This window comes from Nocardia sp. NPDC050712 (assembly GCF_040654295.1).
Taxonomy (GTDB): domain Bacteria; phylum Actinomycetota; class Actinomycetes; order Mycobacteriales; family Mycobacteriaceae; genus Nocardia.
Window position 1 is genome coordinate 1958645 of the sequence record NZ_JBFAHT010000002.1, and the last position, 18083, is coordinate 1976727.

An 18083-nucleotide genomic window follows, 5' to 3' on the forward strand; every position below is an offset into this window, starting at 1 on the left:
TGTTTCGAGCCGCGATCCCGCGACCACCGAAATTGGGTCGGATCACAGTGGCGGCCACCGAGTGCGGGTGCACACGCGAAACACCACTACACCCGCGGCCACCTGGAACGCGAGCCGACATCGTTGTGATCGGGCACAGTATCCAGGGCGCGATCCAGGGGTCTGACACCGACGAACGCGCCATTGTCGTGCCCCGCTTTCCGGTCTACTACCGTCCAGTAGCGGAGCAGTAACCGGGAGATGAAAGGAAGCCACGTATGACGGCCGAGATTCCGGCTTCCCCGGGCCTGTCCCTCTCCGGAACGCCGATGTCGGCCGCGCTCAAGGACATTCGGAATCTGTCCCGCCGCATGGTCGGGCACTTCGTCGACCACGTCGCGCTCTGCGGCACGATGCCCGGCGACGCGCTGCGCGGCGACATCACCCAGGTCACCGGCACCTGCCTCGAACTGGCGATCAGCATGCTCGACGGGCGCGACATCCCGGAGAAGACCGAGCGGCTACGTGGCGCGGCGGCGCAGTGGGCGCGCGAGGGCGTGCCGATCGACACCATCCAGCACGCCATTCACGAGGGATTCAAGATCGGATTCGATCTGGTCGTCTCCGGCGCCATGGCACGGTTCCGATCCGACAACTCCGACGAGCTCGCGGTGTTCACCCTGAGCTCCGAGGATCTGGGCAACCTCATCGACGGCGCGAAACTCGTCGTCGAGATGCTCGACACCATGACCTCGGTGGTATCGGTGGGCTACTTCAAGGAATTGCGCGCGGTGGTCGGCCAGCATCACACCGCGGCGCACACGCTGACCTCGGCCCTGCTCAGCGGGCAGCCCAGCGGGAACATCGCGCGCGAGTACGGCATCGACATCGCCGAGTCCTACGCGATCATCGCGGCGTTCATCGGCAAGCATCCCGACGAATCCGATCCGCAGGTCGACGGCAAGGTGGTCGCGCGCCGGAAACTGCGGCGCACGCAGGCCGAACTCGCGATCCGCTGGGGCGATTCCGCGCTGTCGCTGCTGTCGGTCGACGGCGGCACCATCCTGCTGCCGCGCCACCGCGCCACCGACGCGGACCTGAGCGAACTGATCGCGCAACTCGCCGAAGCCGCCGGCGCCGACATCACCGCGACCGTCGTCACCGATGTCCCGGAGAACATCCCGGCCGGCGCCGCCCAGGCCCACGAACTCCTGGACATGGTGCAGCGCCTGGAACTACAGCCCGGCCTGCACCGCTTCGACGACCTGGCCCTGGAATACCAGCTGACCAGACCCGGCCCCGGCCGCAAACACCTTGCCGCACTGCTGGATCCGCTCGACGAGCACCTCGAACTCCTGGAAACCCTGCGCACCTACATCAGCCACAACCACAACCGCCGCCGCAGCGCCCGCGTCCTCTACGTGCACGCCAACACCCTGGACTACCGCCTCAAACGCATCTTCCAGCTCACCGGCTTCGACCCCGCCCAATCGGCCGGCCTGTGGTACCTGCGCTCGGCCCTGGTCGCCCGCAGCTACCGGGGCACCGGATTCCGCGGTCAGGCGACGGCGTACGGGTAGGCGGCGGCGCGGTTCTGGAAGGACAGGATGCGCAGGTTCTGGACCTTGCCCTCGCGGATCTCGATGGCGCGGCGGATGGTGGCGTTGCCGTCCCAGGAGTCGGGGCCGGCCAGCACGATCGGCAGGTATTCCAGCAGGGCCTCGGAGTTCTCCCAGGTGGCGGAGTTCCACAGAAAGGAGGGGCTGTGGTCGACGCCGTAGTAGTGCAGGTCGTCGCCGACGGTGAACATCGGGTCGGCGAACGAGGTCGGGCGGGCCCATTCGAAACCCATGCCCGCGTCGCAGGAGACATCGACGAACAAGGTGCCGCGCGCGAACAAGGGTAGGTCGGCGTTGTCGACGAACATCAGCGGTTCCTCGGTGTCCTGCAGGATGCAGTTCACGATGACGTCGTACTGGGACAGCATTTCCGCGAGCGGTCCGGGTTCCGGCGCTTTCAGGGCCAAGGTGTGGCTGGGATCGGCGGGGTCGCGCGCGAAATGCTGCATGCGCACCGAGGCGAACGGCGAGGCGACCGCCGAGACGCTGCGCTGCGTGAGCACGGTGACGTCGCTGATGCCCAGCGCCGACAGCGCGCGCACGGCGCCGCGCGCGGTCGCACCGAAGCTGATCACCGCCGCGCGCAGCCGCCGCCCGTAATCCCCGGTCGATCCGCGCAATTGCAGCGCGTGCAGGACCGAGCAGTAACCGGCCAGCTCGTTGTTCTTGTGGAAGACGTGGACGCTGAAGTTGCCTTCCTTGGTCCAGTGGTTCATCGCCTCCCAGGCGATCAGGGTCAACCCGCGATCGATGGCCAGCTGGGTCAGCCGGGTGTCCTGCACGCAGTGCGGCCACCCCCACACCACCTGCCCGGGGCGCAGATTCTCCAGATCCTCGGGCAGCGGCTTGGGCAGCAGCAGGACATCGCATTCGGCGAAGAGTTCCGCGCGGGTGCGGTGGCCGCCGACCAGCGGCGCCAGCAGTTCATCGGTGAATCCGAACCGGTCACCGTAGCCGTGCTCCAGGAAGACACGGTCGCGAAGCGTGGGATCTATCCGGTCGAAGTGTGCGGGGTGGATCGCCAGCCGGTGCTCGTCCTCTTTGCGGGAGGTCGCGACTACACCGATGGTCAGTTGCTTCACTGCCTGAGCCTACGTGGGTTTTCGAGCACCCGGGACCAGCCGTTCGCGCCTTGGAATGAACCCGGAGCCCGGGGCGGCCGATACCTCTGTGGAGACAATTCGCCCGTCCCCGATTACGAGGTCCCCATGGACAGCATTTCCTTGACCGCCGCCGACACCGCGCGCGCGTTGGCCATCCGCTCGGTGCGCATCATGGCCGACGGCGCGCGCGCCGATTTCGACGCGATAATCCACCCGGAGGCCGTCAACCGGGAGGCCGCCGCCGAGCCGCCCGCCACCCGGGGCCGCGGACCCGCCGCGTTCTACGCCACGGCGCTGTGGCTGCGCGGCGCGTACGCCGACCTGCGGCACACCATCGAGGACGCCGTGGTGGACGGCGACCTGGTGGCGCTGCACACCACCATGTACGGGCGGCACGTCGGCCCGTTCGTGGCCTACGGCGCGGACGGGCAGGTGGACCAGGTGTTCCCGCCGACCGGCAAGACTTTCGCTGTCACCCAGTCGCATTGGCTGCGGATCGCGGACGGCAAGGTGATCGAGCACTGGGCCAACCGCGACGATCTGGGGCAGGCGGTGCAGTTGGGGTGGGTGCCGCCGACGCCGGTCTATCTGGTGCGGATGGCGTGGGCCAAACGTAAGGCCAAGCGAGAGAACAGCACTCGCTAGAACGGGCCGCCCCACCGGGGTGGGGCGGCCCGCTTGGTCAGCCGTTCGCGCGGTCGCACCCGCCGATGGTCCTCGCCGACCACGGCCAGTTCACCCCGACCGCCGGACTCCACGCCGCTCCGGAAAGCCCACGCGCGCAGTCTTGTTGGAGCCGTAGCGTGGCCGAGGCGAGGGCCCGCAGGATCGCGCCCTCCCCCGCGCCGGGTTCGGTAATCACCGCAGCCACTTCCACGGCGGCGGGGTCTGTCGAGTAACTCTGATCCGGACCGGCCGGATCTCTCGGCATGCGGCCACCGCCGCCGTTCTTCACCTTGCCCTGGGTATGCGAATAGTTCCGGTATGCGAAATCTTGCGCCACAGCGCTTGCCCCTTCGGGTCTTCGAGTCGAATAGGTCTCGAAGGGCCCTGGGCGCGCTCGCGGACGCCGAAGCGGTGCGCTCCCCGTCCGCTAGCGGGCCAGAGCCCGGGCGCTGCGCAGACGGATGAAGTAGCGGGCGGCGTGGCAAGTCATGGCGGCGAGCTTAGGAACGCCGCCACCGGCCCGCAACCGAATTATCCGGCACCTGCCCGCTACCTGGCTCAAGGTTCAGCGCGCTAGCAACTTCTCAGTTAACGTAACTGGTGACCTTCCGTAGTGCGCAGTACGGCCCTAACCGAGCTATCGCGAGGACGGTGTCATGACCCAGCCGGATTTCACCGACAGAACCGATTTCGACGACGCCGAGCGCGGTTTCGTCGCCGCCTTGGAACCGGCGGTTGTCAAGAAGGGCGACGCTGTCATCTGGGACGGCGACGCCTACTCCTTCCTCACCGGTGAGTGCCCCGACTCGGCCAACCCCAGCCTGTGGCGGCAGGGCCAGCTGTGCAACAAGCAGGGCCTGTTCCAGGTCACCGACCGGGTGTACCAGGTCCGCAACCTGGACCTGTCGAACATGACGCTGATCGAGGGCGAGACCGGCGTGATCGTGATCGACCCGCTGATCTCGGCCGAGACCGCCGCCGCCGCCCTCGCGCTGTATCGCGCCCACCGCGGCGACCGGCCGGTGACCGGGCTGATCTACACCCACTCGCACGGCGACCACTTCGGCGGCGCGCGCGGCGTGGTCCCGCACGGCCACGACCCGGTGCCGGTGCTCGCGCCCGAGGGATTCCTCGAGCACGCCGTCAGCGAGAACGTCTACGCCGGAAACGCCATGACCCGGCGCGCGGTCTACATGTACGGCGCGGCGCTGCCCAAGGGCCCCGACGGGCAGATCGGCTGCGGCCTGGGCATGACCACCTCCCTGGGCACCATCACCCTGATCCCGCCGACCGTGGACATCACCCGCACCGGGCAGGAGGAGACCGTCGACGGCGTGCGCATCGTCTTCCAGCTCACCCCCGGCACCGAGGCGCCGGCGGAGATGAACTTCCTGTTCCCCGACCTGCGGACCCTGTGCATGGCCGAGAACGCCACCCACAACATGCACAACGTGCTGACCCTGCGCGGCGCGGTGGTGCGCGACTCCCGGATCTGGGCCCGATATCTGGACGAGGCGATCGCCATGTTCGCCGACAAGATCGACGTCGCCTTCGCCTCCCATCACTGGCCGGTGTGGGGACACGACCGCTTCGTGGATTTCCTTGCCGGACAACGTGATATGTACGCCTACCTGCACGATCAGACGCTGCGCCTGACCAATCAGGGATTGACCGGCGCCGAGATCGCCGAACAGCTCGAGCTACCCGCCGCGCTGGACAGCAAATGGTTCAACCGCGGCTACTACGGCTCGCTCAGCCACAACATCAAAGCGGTCTACCAGCGCTACATGGGCTGGTTCGACGGCAATCCCGCGCACCTGTGGGAACACCCGCCGGTGGAAACCGCGCAGCGCTACGTCGCCGATTACGGCGGGGTCGAGGCCGTCGTCGCCAAGGCCGCGGAGTATTCCGGCAACGGCGATCTGCGGTTCGCGGCCACGCTGCTCAACCACGCGGTGTTCGCCGACCCGGACAACGCGGCCGCCAAGGCGGCCCTCGCGACGGTGTACGAGCAGCTGGGGTGGGGTGCGGAGAACGGGCCGTGGCGCAACTTCTACCTCACCGGCGCACACGAACTGCGGCACGGGACCGTGCACACCGAACTCGATACCAGCAACCCGGAAATGGCCTCGGCGCTGACCGCCGACATGCTCATCGATTCGGTGGCCGTGCGCGTCGACGGGCCGCGCGCGGCGGCGACGGCGGGCTTCCTGATGGACTGGAAGCTGACCGATACCGGCGAGGACATCCGTCTCACGTTGTCCAACGGCGCGCTCACCCACCGCACCGCCACCGCCGACGCACCGCTGCACGGGGCCGCGGATCTGACGCTGACGCTGACCAAGCTGCAACTGCTGGGCGTGCTGGCCGGACAGGGGCTGGACGGCGTCCAGGTCGACGGCGACCCGAAGGTGCTGGCGACGCTGTCCGGCCTGCTCGACACGCCGGACACGGACTTCCACATCGTCGTGCCCTGACCACCGCTCGAACGGGCGGTGACTACCGGGCAAGTCCGAGGGAACGAGGGGCATCGGTGCGCACAGGGTTGCAGGTCTTCTCCTCACTGCGGGGTTACCAGCGTGGCTGGCTCCGGCCGGATGTGCTTGCGGGGCTGACGGTCTGGGCCGTTCTCGTCCCCGAGGCACTGGCCTACGCGACGATCGCCGGCGTCCCGCCCGTCGTCGGCCTGTACGCGGCGGTCCCGGCGCTGGTCCTGTATGCCGCGGCGGGCAGTTCACGGCATCTGGTCGTCGGCCCGATGTCCGCGACCGCGGCGCTGTCGGCGGCGATCGTGGCGCCCCTGGCCGGCGCCGACGGCGGCCGCTATCTCGCCCTGTCGGTGGCGCTGGCGATCGCCACCGGTGTGGTCGGGCTGCTGGCGGGCCTGGCCCGGCTGGGCTTCGTCGCCGCGTTCATCTCCGAGCCGGTACTCAAGGGCTTCATCGTGGGCCTGGCGCTGACCATCATCATCGGCCAGGTCCCGAAACTGTTCGGGGTGAAGAAGTCCGAGGGAAACTTCTTCGAACAGGCCTGGGGTGTGCTGACCCACCTCGGCGACACCAATTGGCGTGCCCTCACGGTCGGCGGCGCGGCGCTGGTCGTGGTGGTGGGTCTGAAGCGCTGGCTGCCGCTGGTGCCGGGTTCGCTGGTCGCGGTGCTGCTCGGCATCGCCGCGGTGCACCTGTTCGGCCTCGACGAGCACGGCGTCGCCATCGTCGGGCACATCGACGCCGGGCTACCCCACCTCGGGCTGCCCAGCGGTTTGTCGGCGCACAACTACCTCGACCTGCTGGGACCCGCCGTCGGCGTCCTGCTGATCGGGTTCGCCGAAGGACTGGGCGCGGCGAAAACCTATGCGACCAAAGCCGGTTACGAGATCGACGCCAACCGCGAACTCACCGGACTGGGTGCCGCGAACCTCGGCTCCGGCCTGTGCTCGGGCATGGTCGTCAACGGCAGCCTGTCCAAGACCGCGGTCAACGGCGGCGCCGGCGCCAAGACCCAGCTGAGCGGTCTGGTGGTCGCGGCCCTGACGATTCTCACGCTGCTGTTCCTGACCGGCCTGTTCGAGAAGCTGCCCGAGGCCACCCTGGCCGCCGTCGTGATCGCCGCGGTCATCGAACTGGTCGACCTCTCGGCGCTGCGCGCGCTGTACCGGGTGTGGACGGGGCGGCTCGGCAGTATCTACGGCCGCGCGGCGCGCCCGGACTTCCTGGCCGCCCTGGCCGCGATGTTCGGCGTCCTGCTCTTCGACACCCTGCCCGGCCTGCTGATCGGCGTCAGCGTCTCGATGCTGCTGCTGGTCTATCGCGCCTCGCGCCCGCATGTGGCGGCCGTGGCCAAGGAGGGTTCGCGCTGGGTCGACGTCGATGCCCATCCCGAGGTGCGGGCCGACCCCGAGGTGCTGGTGGTGCGGGTCGAATCCGGGTTGTTCTTCGCCAACGCCGACTACGTGAAGGACGCCGTGCTGCGGCTGTGCACCGACCGCACCCGCCTGGTGGTCCTCGACGCCGAAACCTCGCCGTTCATCGATGTCAGCGCCGCGCAGATGCTCGACGAACTCCGGGAGACGTTGTGGCGGCGGCGGATCCAATTCCGCGTGGCCCGCGATATCGGGCAGTTCGGTGACTCGCTGCGCACCGCGACCGGCGCCGGTTCGGTCGAGGTGTACCCCACGGTTCACGACGCGATCGACGAACGATAGGTAGTGCAATGGGCTCTGTCCTGGGCGATCTGCTCCCCCTGGCCGTCGGCGTGGCGATCTCACCGATCCCGATCGTCGCGGCCATCCTGATGCTGTTGTCCCGCAACGCCGGTGGTACCAGCACCGGCTTCGGCATCGGCTGGGTGGCGGGCATTCTGGTCACCACCGCCGTCGTGATGCTGCTGGCCGGCAACATCGACACCAGTGACCGCGAACCCGCCCCGGCCGTGTCCTGGATCAAGATCGGCCTCGGGGTGCTGCTGCTGGTGGTCGCCCTGCGGCAGTGGCGCGCCCGGACCAGCACCGAGGTGCCGGGCTGGATGCAAGCCATCGATCAACTCAGCGTCCCCAAGGCGCTCGGTCTGGGCGCGGTCCTGGCCGCGGTCAACCCCAAGAACCTGCTGCTGTGCGTCTCGGCCGGTGTCACCATCGGCACTGCCGGGCAGTCGGCCGCGGGTGAGGTGACCGCGCTGCTCGTGTTCACGCTGCTCGCCGCGGCGACGGTCCTGATCCCGGTCATCGGCTACCGCCTCGCCGCCGACCGGCTGCGCGGCAGCCTGGACGCGCTGAAGGTCTGGCTGCAAGCCAACAACCACATGGTGATGGCCATCGTGCTGCTGATCATGGGCGCGGTCGTCATCGGAAAAGGGCTGGGTGGACTGTGAATACCTCGTACAACCCACTGAGCGATGTGCCCATGGACGGCGAATTGCCCTCCCGTGCCGCACTTCCCGCGATCTTCGACCAGCTCGACTATCAGCTGGCCTGCCAGGCCTACCTGTGGGCGCTGCCGCTGGTGTCCTACGCCCAATGGCAGTCCCAGCACCGAAAAGTGTTCGGAGCGGGCGACTTCGACCTCGTGCACTACGTCACCTATCGCGACCGGCTCGGCCTGATCACCGCGAACGCCACCACCCCCTACATCCTGAACTTCATCGACCTGAACGCCACCGGCCCGCTGGTGATCGAAGTCCCGCCCGGGCACACGGCCGGCGGGTTCTCCGACTTCTGGCAGCGGGAATTCGGGATCCTCGGGGAGATGGGCCCCGACCAGGGCCTCGGCGGAAAGCACCTGATCCTGCCGCCGGGGCACACGCAGCCCTCCGATGTCGACTCCTACTTCGTGCACCGGGCCACCGGCATGAACATCATGTTCGGTTTCCGCACCCTGGACCCGGACCCCGAGGTCGCTCGTGAGCTCGTCAGCGGTGTCCGCGTGCGCCCGCTCGCCGGGGCGGCCGCGCCCACCCGCCTGATCTCCCCCGACGGACGCCCCTGGACCGGGGACCAACCCCGCGGCCTGGACTACTGGGTCCGGCTGCACCAGATCTACCAGCACGAGATCGTCGACGAACGCGACCGCTTCTACCTGGCGATGCTGCGCCAGCTGGGCATCGAGAAGGACAAGCCGTTCGACCCCGACGCGCGCCTGACCGCGATCCTGACCGACGCGACCGCGGCCGGGGAGCTGATGGCGCAGGCCAACACCTTCGCCAAACGCTTTCCCGGCGCGAAGTATTGGCCCGATCGCGCCTGGGACCTGGCGGTGCAACTGGACCACTCCGATCAGCGCGGGCCGTCCTACGATCAGCTCCTCGAGCGGGCCTCCTGGTTCTACGAGGCCGTCAGCTTCTCCGAGGCCATGAAGAGCCGGACGCCCGGTGTCGGGCAGGCCTATCTCGGCGCCTACACCGATGCCGCGGGTGCGTGGCTCGACGGCGGGTCGGCCTACACCCTGCACGTCCCCGCGAACCCGCCCGCGAAACTGTTCTGGTCGGTCACCGTCTACGACAGCTGGACGCGCTGCCTGATCGACAACGATCAGCAGCGCGGTGACCGCGGCTCACGCGACGCGGATCTCGTTGCCAACAGCGATGGTTCGGTCGATGTGCACTTCGGCCCGACCCCGCCCGCGACCGGCGCCACCAACTGGATCCAGACCATCCCCGGCAAGCACTGGTTCTCCTACTTCCGCTTCTACGGCCCGCTGGCACCCTACTTCGACCGCAGCTGGAAACTCGGCGACATCACCGCCGCCGAGTAGCCCGCTCAGTAGGGGCGCGGATTCCAGGTCGAGGCCGCCCAGATGACCACGGCGTCCAGCGCGATGATGACGATCGACCACCACGGGTTGTAGGGCAGGGAAAGGAAATTGAGCACCATCGACAGGCCCGCGAGGCAGACCGCGATCATCCGCGCCCACGTGGCCCCCACCATCAGCCCGATGGCCGTCAGCGCGAGCAGCGCGCCGACCACGATGTGGATCCAGCCCCAGGTGGTCAGGTTGAAGCGATACGCGTAGTCGATGCCGCGGGTGAACAGGCCGTCCCCGGAGACAGCCGAAATCCCTTGCAGCACCGAGGCCGCCGCGGTGACCAGCAGCAGCAGTCCGACCGCGAACGAGATGCCGAAGGCGAACCCCTGCCGTGCGGGGTGCCGGGTTTCCGGTGCGACCATGGCGAATTCCTTTCCCTAGCCGAGCAGTTGGGCTTTGGCGGCGGCGAATTCCGCGTCCGAGAGCGCACCCGCGGCGTGCAGGCGACCGAGCTTCTCCAACCGGGAAACCAGATCGTCGCCCCCGGCCGGAGCGGGTGGTGGCGGTGGTGGCGGCGGCGCTTGCTGGGCGGCGTAGGCCTGCTGTTCGGCGTAGGCCTGCTGTTCGGCGCCGCGCTGCTGGGAGTGCCGGTTGACCGCGTTCGCGGTGGCGCTGGCGGTGCCGGCGACCACGGCGGTGCGGGCGACGGTCCCGAGCAATCCCGGGCGGCCGAATCGAGCGCGGCGAAGGGGCATGTCGTGCAACCTTTCTAGCGAGTGGACAGGGCGGCTTCGACGGTGTCGCGCGCGACCTGGATGTGCAGCATGACCTCGCCGCCGGCACTGCCGATGGCATCGGAGAGCATGCGGGCCCAGGACTGCTCGTACACCACCACGAGCGCCGAGCTCCCGGGGGTCAGGCCGGCGCGCACGACCTCGAGATCGTCGTCGCTGACCAGGTCGCGCGCGTCGGTGCCCAGACCGGTCAAGCCGATGTCGTCGAGTGGTTCGTCGATGTCGATCTCGGTCAGCGCGCCGTCCGCGTCCCTGGACAGATAGATCAGATCGAGGACGGTGACGTACCCGCGATCGACGACCTCGCTGAACGCCGCACGCACGCCCGCGTCGACGCGCGTGCCGGGAAAGCTGAGCACGACCAGTTCCACCGGCCCCGGATTCGATGAGGATTCGCCCATGCGGCTCATGGTGCCGCCGCGCGCCCGGCGGCACCTCACCCGAATCGGATGAAGCCGGTTACTTCCGGCTCGGCGCCCGCGCGGCGCGCTTGCGCAGGGTGAGCACCCCGGTCAGCCAGCCGACCGCGAACATGACCAGCAGCACCAGCCACATCGGCGAGCGGATGGAGATCAGCAGGAACTCGATTTCCACCTTGTCGCGGTTCTCGAAGAAGAAGATGACCGCCAATACGGTGAGAATCAGCGCCAGCCATTGATTGAGCGACAATCGCGACAGCGGCGAGGGTTTCTTCGTCGACTGGTCCATCTCGGAGCCTCCTTGCGTTCGGCGGGTCGAGCGTCAGGCCAGGGCCTTGGCTTTCAGCTGATCGAATTCCGGCGCGGTGATCGTGCCCTCGGCGAGCAGTCGCTTGGCGTCGGCGATCTGGGCGGCCGGGCTGGTTCCCGCGGTGTCGCGGATGTATTCCGCCTGGTCCGCCTGCATCTGTTTCACCTCGGCCGTGGAGCGCTCCTGCATGCCGCGACCCCGGGCGATCAAATACACGAGCGAGGTCAGCAACGGCAGGCAGATCAGGAACAGGACCCACACCGCTTTCACCCAGCCGGAGGTTTCCTTGTCCCGGAACAGGTCGCCGATGATGTAGAAGAGCAGCAGCAGGTAGGCGATGAACGCGAAACTCACCACAATGAGCCAGAGCACTTCCCAGAACGACATGGTGCACCTCGATTGCCTCGAACGGATGCCCTCCAGAACGGACGGCGACTGCCGCCACGATATTTCGCACCCGCCGGGCGGAGGATCACCCGAATCGGGTGAAGAAGGCTAGTCGGCGGGCGCCCTGGCCTTCGCCGGTGCGCTGCTGATCAGGGCGCTGATCCAGCGCGTGGACGGGTCGATGTCCAAGAGCAGCGCACGCAGGAGCAGTGTGAGCGGAATCGCGAGCAGTGCCCCCAGCGCACCCAATACCCAGGCCCAGAAGATCAGCGACAAGAAAGTGACGGTGACGCTGAGTCCGACCGCGTCGCCGACGTACTTCGGTTGAATCACCGACTGGATGAGGAAATTGATCACGCAATAGACGACGATGACCCAGATCATCAACCGCGGTCCGCCTTCGAGCAGGGCCAGCAATGCCGGTGGCAGCAATCCGACGATGAATCCGATATTCGGGATGAAGTTGGTGATGAACGACAGCACCGCCCACAACAACGGCAGCGGCACACCGAGCCACCACAGCGCCAGCCCGTCGAACACGGCGACGATCAACCCGAATACCGTGGAGACGAGCAGATATTGGCGAGTGCCGGCGGCGAACGCACCCAGCGCATAGGAGATATCCGGGCGTTCGGCAGTGATGATCTCGACGCGCCGGCCGATCGAGATGCCGTCACCGGCCATGAACAACAGCAGGGCCAGCACGAACACGAGATTGGAGAGCACGCCGACCAATCCGCTCAGCGTGGTTTCCAGCAGGTTCAGCAACTGGTGGAAATCGAGTCCACTGAGCATGGTCTGAATCTGGTCCTTGCCCACGCCCCAGCCCGACAGCAGCGAGCGCACGCCATCGAGCAGGTCGTCGAAGCGGGTGGAGTAGCTGGGCAGCTCGGTCGCCAGCTGGGCCGCCGAGACCACCAGGACGGCCAGCAGCCCCAGCACGATCGCGTACGCCGCGACCAGCGCGATCACCATCCCCAGCCAGGCCGGCAGCCCACGCCGCCGCGCCCAGGACTGCACGGGCTGCACCGCGATGGTGAGCATGAGCGCCAGGAACACCGGGCCGACGATCCCCGCGAACACCTTGATGCCCGCGATCGACACCACCGCGCCCGCCGTCGCCAGCAGGACGATCAATCCGCGCGGTATCGACCACGAGGTCCGCTGATCGAGCCCGGCCGTGTCGAACTGTTCTGACGCCATCATCACCTCGCGTCGAGTGATTGCTGAGTGGTTGCGAAATGGCCGCGATCGGCTCATCCGGCCGGAAAAACCGCAACGCCCGGACGAACGACACTATGGTTTGAGGCCATTGCGGCCTTCATCTGTTTCGGGTGATCTTTCGACGACAGCGCTACCCCAAACCCCGCTGTAGGAGAGCACAGTGTCCGTTTCGCAGAAGCTCGATCGGCGAGAGCATCGGAATCGTGCGCTGAACGGCCGGGAGGGAATACCGCGGTTGGCATTTTCACCTATTGATCGCAGTGCCCTGATGAGTTCTCTGGATGCGGCGGCCGCCGAGCGGAACGGGCCGGTGCTGATCGTTTGCTCTCCGGTCGGAACCGGGAAAACGGTGTTGCTCACCGAGTGGGTGACGCGACAGCCCGGCCCGGCCTTCCCCGGCGGCGCGGCCTGGCTGAGCCTGGAACCGGGACACCCGGCCACGACGCTCTGGCAGCGCCTGCGCGGCCTGCTGGGCCTACCCGCCGCGGCACACGGGCCGTTGACCACGCCGCTGACCGAAGCCGCCGACCTGGCCGCGGAGCTGGCCGAGCGGGCAGTGCCGACGCTGCTGGTCATCGATGACGCGCATCTGGCCACTGATCCGGTGACCCTGGCCGGGCTGGAACACTTCCTGCTGCACGCGCCCGCCTGCCTGACGACGATCGTCGCCGCGCGGTTCGAACCCCCGATCCGATGGCACCTCCTCGCGCTGAATTCGCGGCTGAGCCGATGGTCCGCCGAGGATCTGGCATTCTCCGCCGACGAAGCCGCGCGGATATGCCTCGAACACGACTGTGCGCTGGATGATTCCGAGATCGCGCTGCTGATGGGACTCACGCGCGGCTGGGCAGCGCTCGTGCGCATCGCCGCCATCTACCTCGCGGCCCGGCCGGAGCCGGCGGCCGCGGCGCTCACCGCGCTCGCCCGCCTGCCGGCCCCGGTCTCGGACCTGCTGACCGGCGAGCTCATCGACACCCTCTCGCCCGGCATGCGCATGTTCCTGACCTACACCAGCGTGCCCGCCGAGTTCACCGAACAGCTCGCCGACGACCTGATCGGCACGGGCGCGGCCCAGTGGATGCCCGAGCTCACCCGCTCGAACTACCCGCTGACCAGCGTCGTCCGCGACGGTGAGCTCTGGTACTCCTACCATCCGATGCTGCGCGCCTACTTCCGTGCCGAACTCGATCGGCTGGGCCCGGCGGCCACCGGTGAGTTGCACGCGCAGACCGCGCGCTACCTGTGCGCGATCGGCGAACCCGCCGCCGCCCTGCCCCACCTGCTGAACCTGCCGGATCGCGCGCCACTGCTGGACTTCCTCACCGAGCACGCGCTCGGCATGGTCCTCGACGGCTGCGGCGCCGAGATGTTCGAGGGGCTCGCAGCGCTGGATCCCAGCCTGCTCGCGGACCCGTTCATACAATTGCTGCATGTGGCGGACGCGCTGAGCCGAACCGATTTCCCCTCCGCGCGTGCCTATTTCGATGCGATGGCACACGCGAACAACCCCACGAGTTCGCTGGTCTCGCCGGATATTCTGCGCGCTCTCGCCGCCGCCGTGGCCACCGAGATGACCCTCGACGCGGGCACCGAGATCAGCACTGCCACTGGGCAACCCGATCTGGATTGCTACCTCGCAGTCGAATCCGCGACCGCACTGCTCGGGCGCGGCGAGCTCCAGGAGGCCGAACGCCGGCTACGCGCGGCGCTCGCCGCGGCGGACATGCGCGCCCACCCCCGCCTACGACTACGTGCGCTGACCCGCCTGGCCACGACCGCGGGCCTGGCCGGAGCATTGACGACGCTGCGTCAACGTGCCGACACCGCAGTGGCATTCGCGCACGAGCACGATCTGACCACCATCCCGGAAGCCGTCCACGCCACCGCCTTGGCCGCGCTCGGCGCCTATCTGCAAGGCGAACAACACACTTCCGGTCCGGATCGGACGGCGGACGAATCCGCGGGGCCGATCGGCGGTTGGCCCACGCGAACGATCGCGATCCTGACCGCCCTCGACACCGCCGAGGACACCGGCGCCACCGAACCGCTGCGGCAGAGCCTGTCCCGCCTCCTCGATACCCATCCCACCGCCCTGAGCGCCGGGCTGGTTCCCTTCGTGGTGTGGCGGCTGCTCCGGGCGCGCGAAACCTACGAAGCGCAACTGCTCACCGACCACGCGCACGCCGTATTCGGCGATACCCCTGAGATGGCACTGGCGCAGGCCGCGCTCGCGGCCACCGCGAATCGGTCGCGCGCGGTGCTCGATCTCGTCCGGCCGCTGCTCACGGCCGCCGCGCCCCCGCATCCGGTGCACGAGGTCACCGCCTGGCTGCTGCACGCCCACGCCCACCGCGCGCTGGGCTGCGCGGCGAAGGCCCGCGAAGGGGTCGAGAACGGGTTGCGGCGCGCGTCCGGCGAACAGATCGTGCGCCCGTTTCTCGACGTGCCCGGAGCGCTGGAGTTACTCGACGAGTTCGCCGGCAGCTTCGGGCACTACGACGAGTTCGCCGCGACGCTGCGCCGGCATCCCTTGGTGCACAGGGTTTCCCACCATCCGTCCCTGACCGACACCGAGCTGAAGGTCCTGCGCCGCCTCCCGTCCGCGCAGACCACCCAGCAGATCGCCGACGATCTGGGCGTCTCGATCAACACCGTGAAAACCCACCTGCGCGGCATCTACGCCAAGCTCGGCACCAATTCGCGCGTGCAGGTGCTGGCCGCGGCCCGGCGCAGCGGCCTGCTCTGAGCCGATTTCACCCGCGGCGGATGAGGCCGAGGCCGGTCCGGGGGCACACACTCGAGCGAAAGGGAAGGAGGTCGGCGATGTCGAAATACCGGTTCGTGGTCGAAGGCGAGCTGTCCGAACGGGCGCTGACCGCCTTCCCCGACCTGTCCGCGATACCGCCGCACGACGGCACCACCGTCCTGTGCGGGACGGTCGCCGACCACACCGCGATGCGCGGGGTCCTGGCCCGCCTCGACAACCTCGGACTGACGCTGCTGGAGATGCGCCAACTACCGGAGTGAGGAGCCCACCGTGCACCTGCTGGCGCCGCAAAGCCAACGCCGGACCCTCGACGAACTCGACGACCGGCTCGATTTCACCGTCGGCGACACCGGGTCCAAGCGGTCCGCGTTCTGGATCATGCTCACCCTGTCGGGCGTCATCGCCATCTCCGGCGTGATCGGCGACTCGACCGCCACCGTGATCGGCGCCATGATCGTGGCGCCGCTCTCCGTCCCGATCCTCGGGATCGCACTCGGAATCGCCACCGGCAGAGTCGCTTTGGTAGGGCGGAGCCTGCTCCTGGTCGCGGCGGGCGTCGTGCTCGTCATCGCGATCGGCTACCTTTTCGCGCAGCTGCTGCCCAACCCCACGAACGTGCTGTCCAACTCCCAGGTTCTCGGACGGACCTCACCCAAGCTGATGGATCTCACCGCCGCGCTCGCCACCGGACTCGTCGGCGTCATCGCGATGATTCGCCGCGACGTCGGCGACGTCCTGCCCGGCGTCGCCATCGCCATCTCGCTGGTGCCGCCGCTGGCGGTCGTCGGGGTCTGCCTGGGCTCCCACGCACCGGCCCTGGCGCTGGGCGCGTTCGTGCTCTTCGCTTCCAACGTGGTCGCCATGGTCATCACCGCCACCGTCGTGCTCGTCGCGACCGGCTACTCCCGGGCGGCCGGCATCGGCACCGCCCGCCGCGGCCGGGCCTACGCGGTGCTGGCCGCCGCGCTCCTGCTGGTCGCCGCCCCGATGGCCGTCAACTCCCTGTCCTCGCTCTGGGCCGACCGGGTATCCGACGCGACGTCGTCGTGGCTGAGCGACGTACCCGGCGCCGAGGTGACCGACGTGAGCTTGCACAGCGACACCGCGACCGTCCGAGTACTGGCGCCCGGCGACCTGCCACCCGTCGAGGAGTTGCAGCGCCGGGTCGACGACATCGTGCCGTGGAATCCGCGCGTGGTGATCGTGCATACCGTCGGCAGCAGGCTGGACAATCGCTGATCCGGCTTCCGGTTTGCCGTTCCCGCTGCTCAGAGCGGATCCGCTGACAGCAGCGTGACGCGATTTCCGGGGTGTCGCTGGGGCACGGTGGATTCATGGCACACGACGACAAGACGCCGACCTTCACTTGGCGCACCAGAGAACAGCTCTTCGGCCGGCGGATTCTGGTACTCGACGGTCCGCTCGACGACGACAACGGGGCGCTGCTGATGACGCAGCTGCTGACACTTGCCGCCGAGGATCCGGAAGCGGGGATCTCGCTGTGGATCCACTCGCCGGGCGGGTCGGTTCCGGCCATGCTCGCGATCCGCGATGTCATGCGGCTGGTGCCGTGCGAGGTATCGACGCTGGCGCTCGGATTGGCGTGCAGCGCAGGGCAATTCCTGCTGTCCGCCGGAACTCCGGGACGGCGCTTCGCCTTGCCGCACGCGCGGATTCTCATGCATCAGGGTTCGGCCGGCATCGGCGGCAGCGCGGTGGAGGTCGAGGTGCAGGCCGACGACCTGCGGCACACCGTGCAGACCGTGCTCGGCCTCATCGCCGAGGACACCGGGCAGCCCTACGAGCAGATCTTCGACGACTCCCTGCACGACCGGTGGTTCACCGCGACCCAGGCCCGGGAGTACGGGTTCATCGACGGGATCGTCGATTCGTTCTGGCAGGTCGTTCCGCAGCGGCAGAAGGTGGGAATCGCATGAGCAGCTACACGATTCCGAATGTCATCGCCCAGCATCCGCGCGGCGAGCGGATCATGGACGTCTACTCCCATCTGCTCACCGAGCGCATCGTCTATCTCGGCACCCCCATCGATTCGGGCGTGGCCAACGCCCTCATCGCACAGCTGCTGCACCTGGACGCCGACAGTCCCGGCCAGGACATCAACCTCTACATCAATTGCGAGGGTGGTGATTTGACCGCGATGCTCGCGCTCTACGACACCATGCAGCACATCCACTCCCCCGTCGTGACCACCTGCGTCGGGCAGGCCATCGCGGTCGGCGCGGTCCTGCTGACCGGTGGCAGCCCGGGCCGCCGCGCGCTGCTCCCGCACGCCCGCGTCGTCCTGCATCAGCCGGCGGCTCGCGGTCAGGGCACCATCCCCGACCTGATCCTGCAGGCCGACGAGCTGGTCCGGATGCGCGCGGAGGTCGAAGCCATCCTGTCCAAGCACACGGGTCAATCGGTGCAGACGCTCCGGCACGACACCGACCGCGACCGGGTCTTCACCGCCCAGGCCGCGATCGACTACGGCATCGTCGACAAGGTGCTCGAGCCGCGGCACTGAGCGGCTGCCGTTCGGCCGGGATCGCAGTTTCGTGCGGCGATCCCGGCCAAGG

Annotated in this window: 19 protein-coding genes; 11 read left to right on the forward strand and 8 right to left on the reverse strand. The window is 68.3% G+C overall.

What is annotated here, in order from left to right:
* The first annotated feature begins 257 nt into the window (after positions 1-257).
* A complete protein-coding gene (locus AB0H76_RS19935; RefSeq protein WP_357325656.1) occupies positions 258-1559 on the forward strand; it encodes a helix-turn-helix domain-containing protein in 1302 nt (433 codons plus the stop codon).
* On the opposite strand, the gene AB0H76_RS19940 is transcribed toward AB0H76_RS19935, so the two are convergent.
* Positions 1538-2680 (reverse strand): N(5)-(carboxyethyl)ornithine synthase, encoded by a 1143-nt coding sequence (locus tag AB0H76_RS19940; RefSeq protein ID WP_357325659.1) that lies wholly within the window; start codon positions 2678-2680, stop codon positions 1538-1540. The two genes, AB0H76_RS19935 and AB0H76_RS19940, sit on opposite strands and share 22 nt — an antisense overlap.
* A gap of 126 nt (positions 2681-2806) precedes the next feature.
* Here AB0H76_RS19940 and AB0H76_RS19945 point away from each other — a divergent pair, with 126 nt between their 5' ends.
* Positions 2807-3346 carry an ester cyclase gene (locus tag AB0H76_RS19945; RefSeq protein WP_357325662.1) on the forward strand — a complete coding sequence of 180 codons (540 nt, stop codon included), beginning with the start codon at positions 2807-2809 and terminating at the stop codon, positions 3344-3346.
* A 37-nt stretch (positions 3347-3383) separates the two neighbouring features.
* On the opposite strand, the gene AB0H76_RS19950 is transcribed toward AB0H76_RS19945, so the two are convergent.
* Positions 3384-3704 carry a hypothetical protein gene (locus tag AB0H76_RS19950; protein WP_357325665.1) on the reverse strand — a complete coding sequence of 107 codons (321 nt, stop codon included), beginning with the start codon at positions 3702-3704 and terminating at the stop codon, positions 3384-3386.
* A 319-nt stretch (positions 3705-4023) separates the two neighbouring features.
* On the opposite strand from AB0H76_RS19950, the gene AB0H76_RS19955 reads away from it, so the two are divergent.
* The 4 genes from AB0H76_RS19955 to AB0H76_RS19970 are packed head-to-tail and all read left to right on the forward strand — an operon-like array spanning position 4024 to position 9615.
* Positions 4024-5844 (forward strand): alkyl sulfatase dimerization domain-containing protein, encoded by a 1821-nt coding sequence (locus tag AB0H76_RS19955; RefSeq protein WP_357325668.1) that lies wholly within the window; start codon positions 4024-4026, stop codon positions 5842-5844.
* 56 nt (positions 5845-5900) lie between these two features.
* Positions 5901-7571, forward strand: a complete 1671-nt coding sequence (locus AB0H76_RS19960; RefSeq protein ID WP_357325671.1) for a SulP family inorganic anion transporter — start codon at positions 5901-5903, stop codon at positions 7569-7571.
* An 8-nt stretch (positions 7572-7579) separates the two neighbouring features.
* Positions 7580-8236: a GAP family protein gene (locus tag AB0H76_RS19965; protein WP_357325674.1), complete on the forward strand. Its 657-nt coding sequence runs from the start codon at positions 7580-7582 to the stop codon at positions 8234-8236.
* Positions 8233-9615, forward strand: a complete 1383-nt coding sequence (locus AB0H76_RS19970; RefSeq protein WP_357325677.1) for a DUF1254 domain-containing protein — start codon at positions 8233-8235, stop codon at positions 9613-9615. Before AB0H76_RS19965 ends, AB0H76_RS19970 begins: the two co-directional genes overlap by 4 nt.
* A gap of 5 nt (positions 9616-9620) precedes the next feature.
* On the opposite strand, the gene AB0H76_RS19975 is transcribed toward AB0H76_RS19970, so the two are convergent.
* The 6 genes from AB0H76_RS19975 to AB0H76_RS20000 form a co-directional block, all read right to left on the reverse strand.
* Positions 9621-10028, reverse strand: a complete 408-nt coding sequence (locus AB0H76_RS19975) for a hypothetical protein (RefSeq protein WP_357325680.1) — start codon at positions 10026-10028, stop codon at positions 9621-9623.
* Between the two features lie 15 nt (positions 10029-10043).
* Entirely contained in the window at positions 10044-10361 is a 318-nt protein-coding gene (locus AB0H76_RS19980) for an SHOCT domain-containing protein (RefSeq protein WP_357325682.1), read from the reverse strand.
* 14 nt (positions 10362-10375) lie between these two features.
* Positions 10376-10801 (reverse strand): DUF6325 family protein, encoded by a 426-nt coding sequence (locus tag AB0H76_RS19985; RefSeq protein WP_357325685.1) that lies wholly within the window; start codon positions 10799-10801, stop codon positions 10376-10378.
* 58 nt (positions 10802-10859) lie between these two features.
* Positions 10860-11108, reverse strand: a complete 249-nt coding sequence (locus AB0H76_RS19990; RefSeq protein WP_357325688.1) for a hypothetical protein — start codon at positions 11106-11108, stop codon at positions 10860-10862.
* 33 nt (positions 11109-11141) lie between these two features.
* Positions 11142-11516, reverse strand: coding sequence for an SHOCT domain-containing protein (locus AB0H76_RS19995; RefSeq protein ID WP_357325691.1), 375 nt, complete (start codon positions 11514-11516; stop codon positions 11142-11144).
* Between the two features lie 108 nt (positions 11517-11624).
* Positions 11625-12719 (reverse strand): AI-2E family transporter, encoded by a 1095-nt coding sequence (locus AB0H76_RS20000; protein WP_357325694.1) that lies wholly within the window; start codon positions 12717-12719, stop codon positions 11625-11627.
* A gap of 289 nt (positions 12720-13008) precedes the next feature.
* Between AB0H76_RS20000 and AB0H76_RS20005 the strand changes: the two genes are divergently transcribed.
* The 5 genes from AB0H76_RS20005 to AB0H76_RS20025 all read left to right on the forward strand — a co-directional run bounded on the left by AB0H76_RS20005 (position 13009) and on the right by AB0H76_RS20025 (position 18031).
* Positions 13009-15486 carry a LuxR C-terminal-related transcriptional regulator gene (locus tag AB0H76_RS20005; RefSeq protein WP_357325696.1) on the forward strand — a complete coding sequence of 826 codons (2478 nt, stop codon included), beginning with the start codon at positions 13009-13011 and terminating at the stop codon, positions 15484-15486.
* Positions 15487-15563: 77 nt separating this feature from the next.
* Entirely contained in the window at positions 15564-15767 is a 204-nt protein-coding gene (locus AB0H76_RS20010) for a hypothetical protein (RefSeq protein ID WP_357325699.1), read from the forward strand.
* 10 nt (positions 15768-15777) lie between these two features.
* Positions 15778-16746, forward strand: coding sequence for a TIGR00341 family protein (locus tag AB0H76_RS20015; protein WP_357325700.1), 969 nt, complete (start codon positions 15778-15780; stop codon positions 16744-16746).
* 95 nt (positions 16747-16841) lie between these two features.
* Positions 16842-17444, forward strand: a complete 603-nt coding sequence (locus AB0H76_RS20020) for an ATP-dependent Clp protease proteolytic subunit (RefSeq protein WP_357325702.1) — start codon at positions 16842-16844, stop codon at positions 17442-17444.
* Positions 17441-18031 carry an ATP-dependent Clp protease proteolytic subunit gene (locus AB0H76_RS20025; protein WP_357325704.1) on the forward strand — a complete coding sequence of 197 codons (591 nt, stop codon included), beginning with the start codon at positions 17441-17443 and terminating at the stop codon, positions 18029-18031. The genes AB0H76_RS20020 and AB0H76_RS20025 overlap by 4 nt, the downstream gene beginning before the upstream one ends.
* Positions 18032-18083: the final 52 nt, after the last annotated feature.

Excerpts from the sequence above, each read along its gene's own strand:
- AB0H76_RS19945 (WP_357325662.1), top strand. The coding sequence starts at position 2,807 with ATGGACAGCATTTCCTTGACCGCCGCCGACACCGCGCGCGCGTTGGCC.
- AB0H76_RS20010 (WP_357325699.1), top strand. The coding sequence starts at position 15,564 with ATGTCGAAATACCGGTTCGTGGTCGAAGGCGAGCTGTCCGAACGGGCG.
- AB0H76_RS19985 (WP_357325685.1), bottom strand. The coding sequence starts at position 10,801 with ATGGGCGAATCCTCATCGAATCCGGGGCCGGTGGAACTGGTCGTGCTC.
- AB0H76_RS20000 (WP_357325694.1), bottom strand. The coding sequence starts at position 12,719 with ATGGCGTCAGAACAGTTCGACACGGCCGGGCTCGATCAGCGGACCTCG.
- AB0H76_RS19935 (WP_357325656.1), top strand. The coding sequence starts at position 258 with ATGACGGCCGAGATTCCGGCTTCCCCGGGCCTGTCCCTCTCCGGAACG.
- AB0H76_RS19980 (WP_357325682.1), bottom strand. The coding sequence starts at position 10,361 with ATGCCCCTTCGCCGCGCTCGATTCGGCCGCCCGGGATTGCTCGGGACC.
- AB0H76_RS20025 (WP_357325704.1), top strand. The coding sequence starts at position 17,441 with ATGAGCAGCTACACGATTCCGAATGTCATCGCCCAGCATCCGCGCGGC.
- AB0H76_RS20020 (WP_357325702.1), top strand. The coding sequence starts at position 16,842 with ATGGCACACGACGACAAGACGCCGACCTTCACTTGGCGCACCAGAGAA.
- AB0H76_RS20005 (WP_357325696.1), top strand. The coding sequence starts at position 13,009 with ATGAGTTCTCTGGATGCGGCGGCCGCCGAGCGGAACGGGCCGGTGCTG.
- AB0H76_RS19955 (WP_357325668.1), top strand. The coding sequence starts at position 4,024 with ATGACCCAGCCGGATTTCACCGACAGAACCGATTTCGACGACGCCGAG.
- AB0H76_RS19995 (WP_357325691.1), bottom strand. The coding sequence starts at position 11,516 with ATGTCGTTCTGGGAAGTGCTCTGGCTCATTGTGGTGAGTTTCGCGTTC.
- AB0H76_RS19975 (WP_357325680.1), bottom strand. The coding sequence starts at position 10,028 with ATGGTCGCACCGGAAACCCGGCACCCCGCACGGCAGGGGTTCGCCTTC.
- AB0H76_RS19990 (WP_357325688.1), bottom strand. The coding sequence starts at position 11,108 with ATGGACCAGTCGACGAAGAAACCCTCGCCGCTGTCGCGATTGTCGCTC.
- AB0H76_RS19965 (WP_357325674.1), top strand. The coding sequence starts at position 7,580 with ATGGGCTCTGTCCTGGGCGATCTGCTCCCCCTGGCCGTCGGCGTGGCG.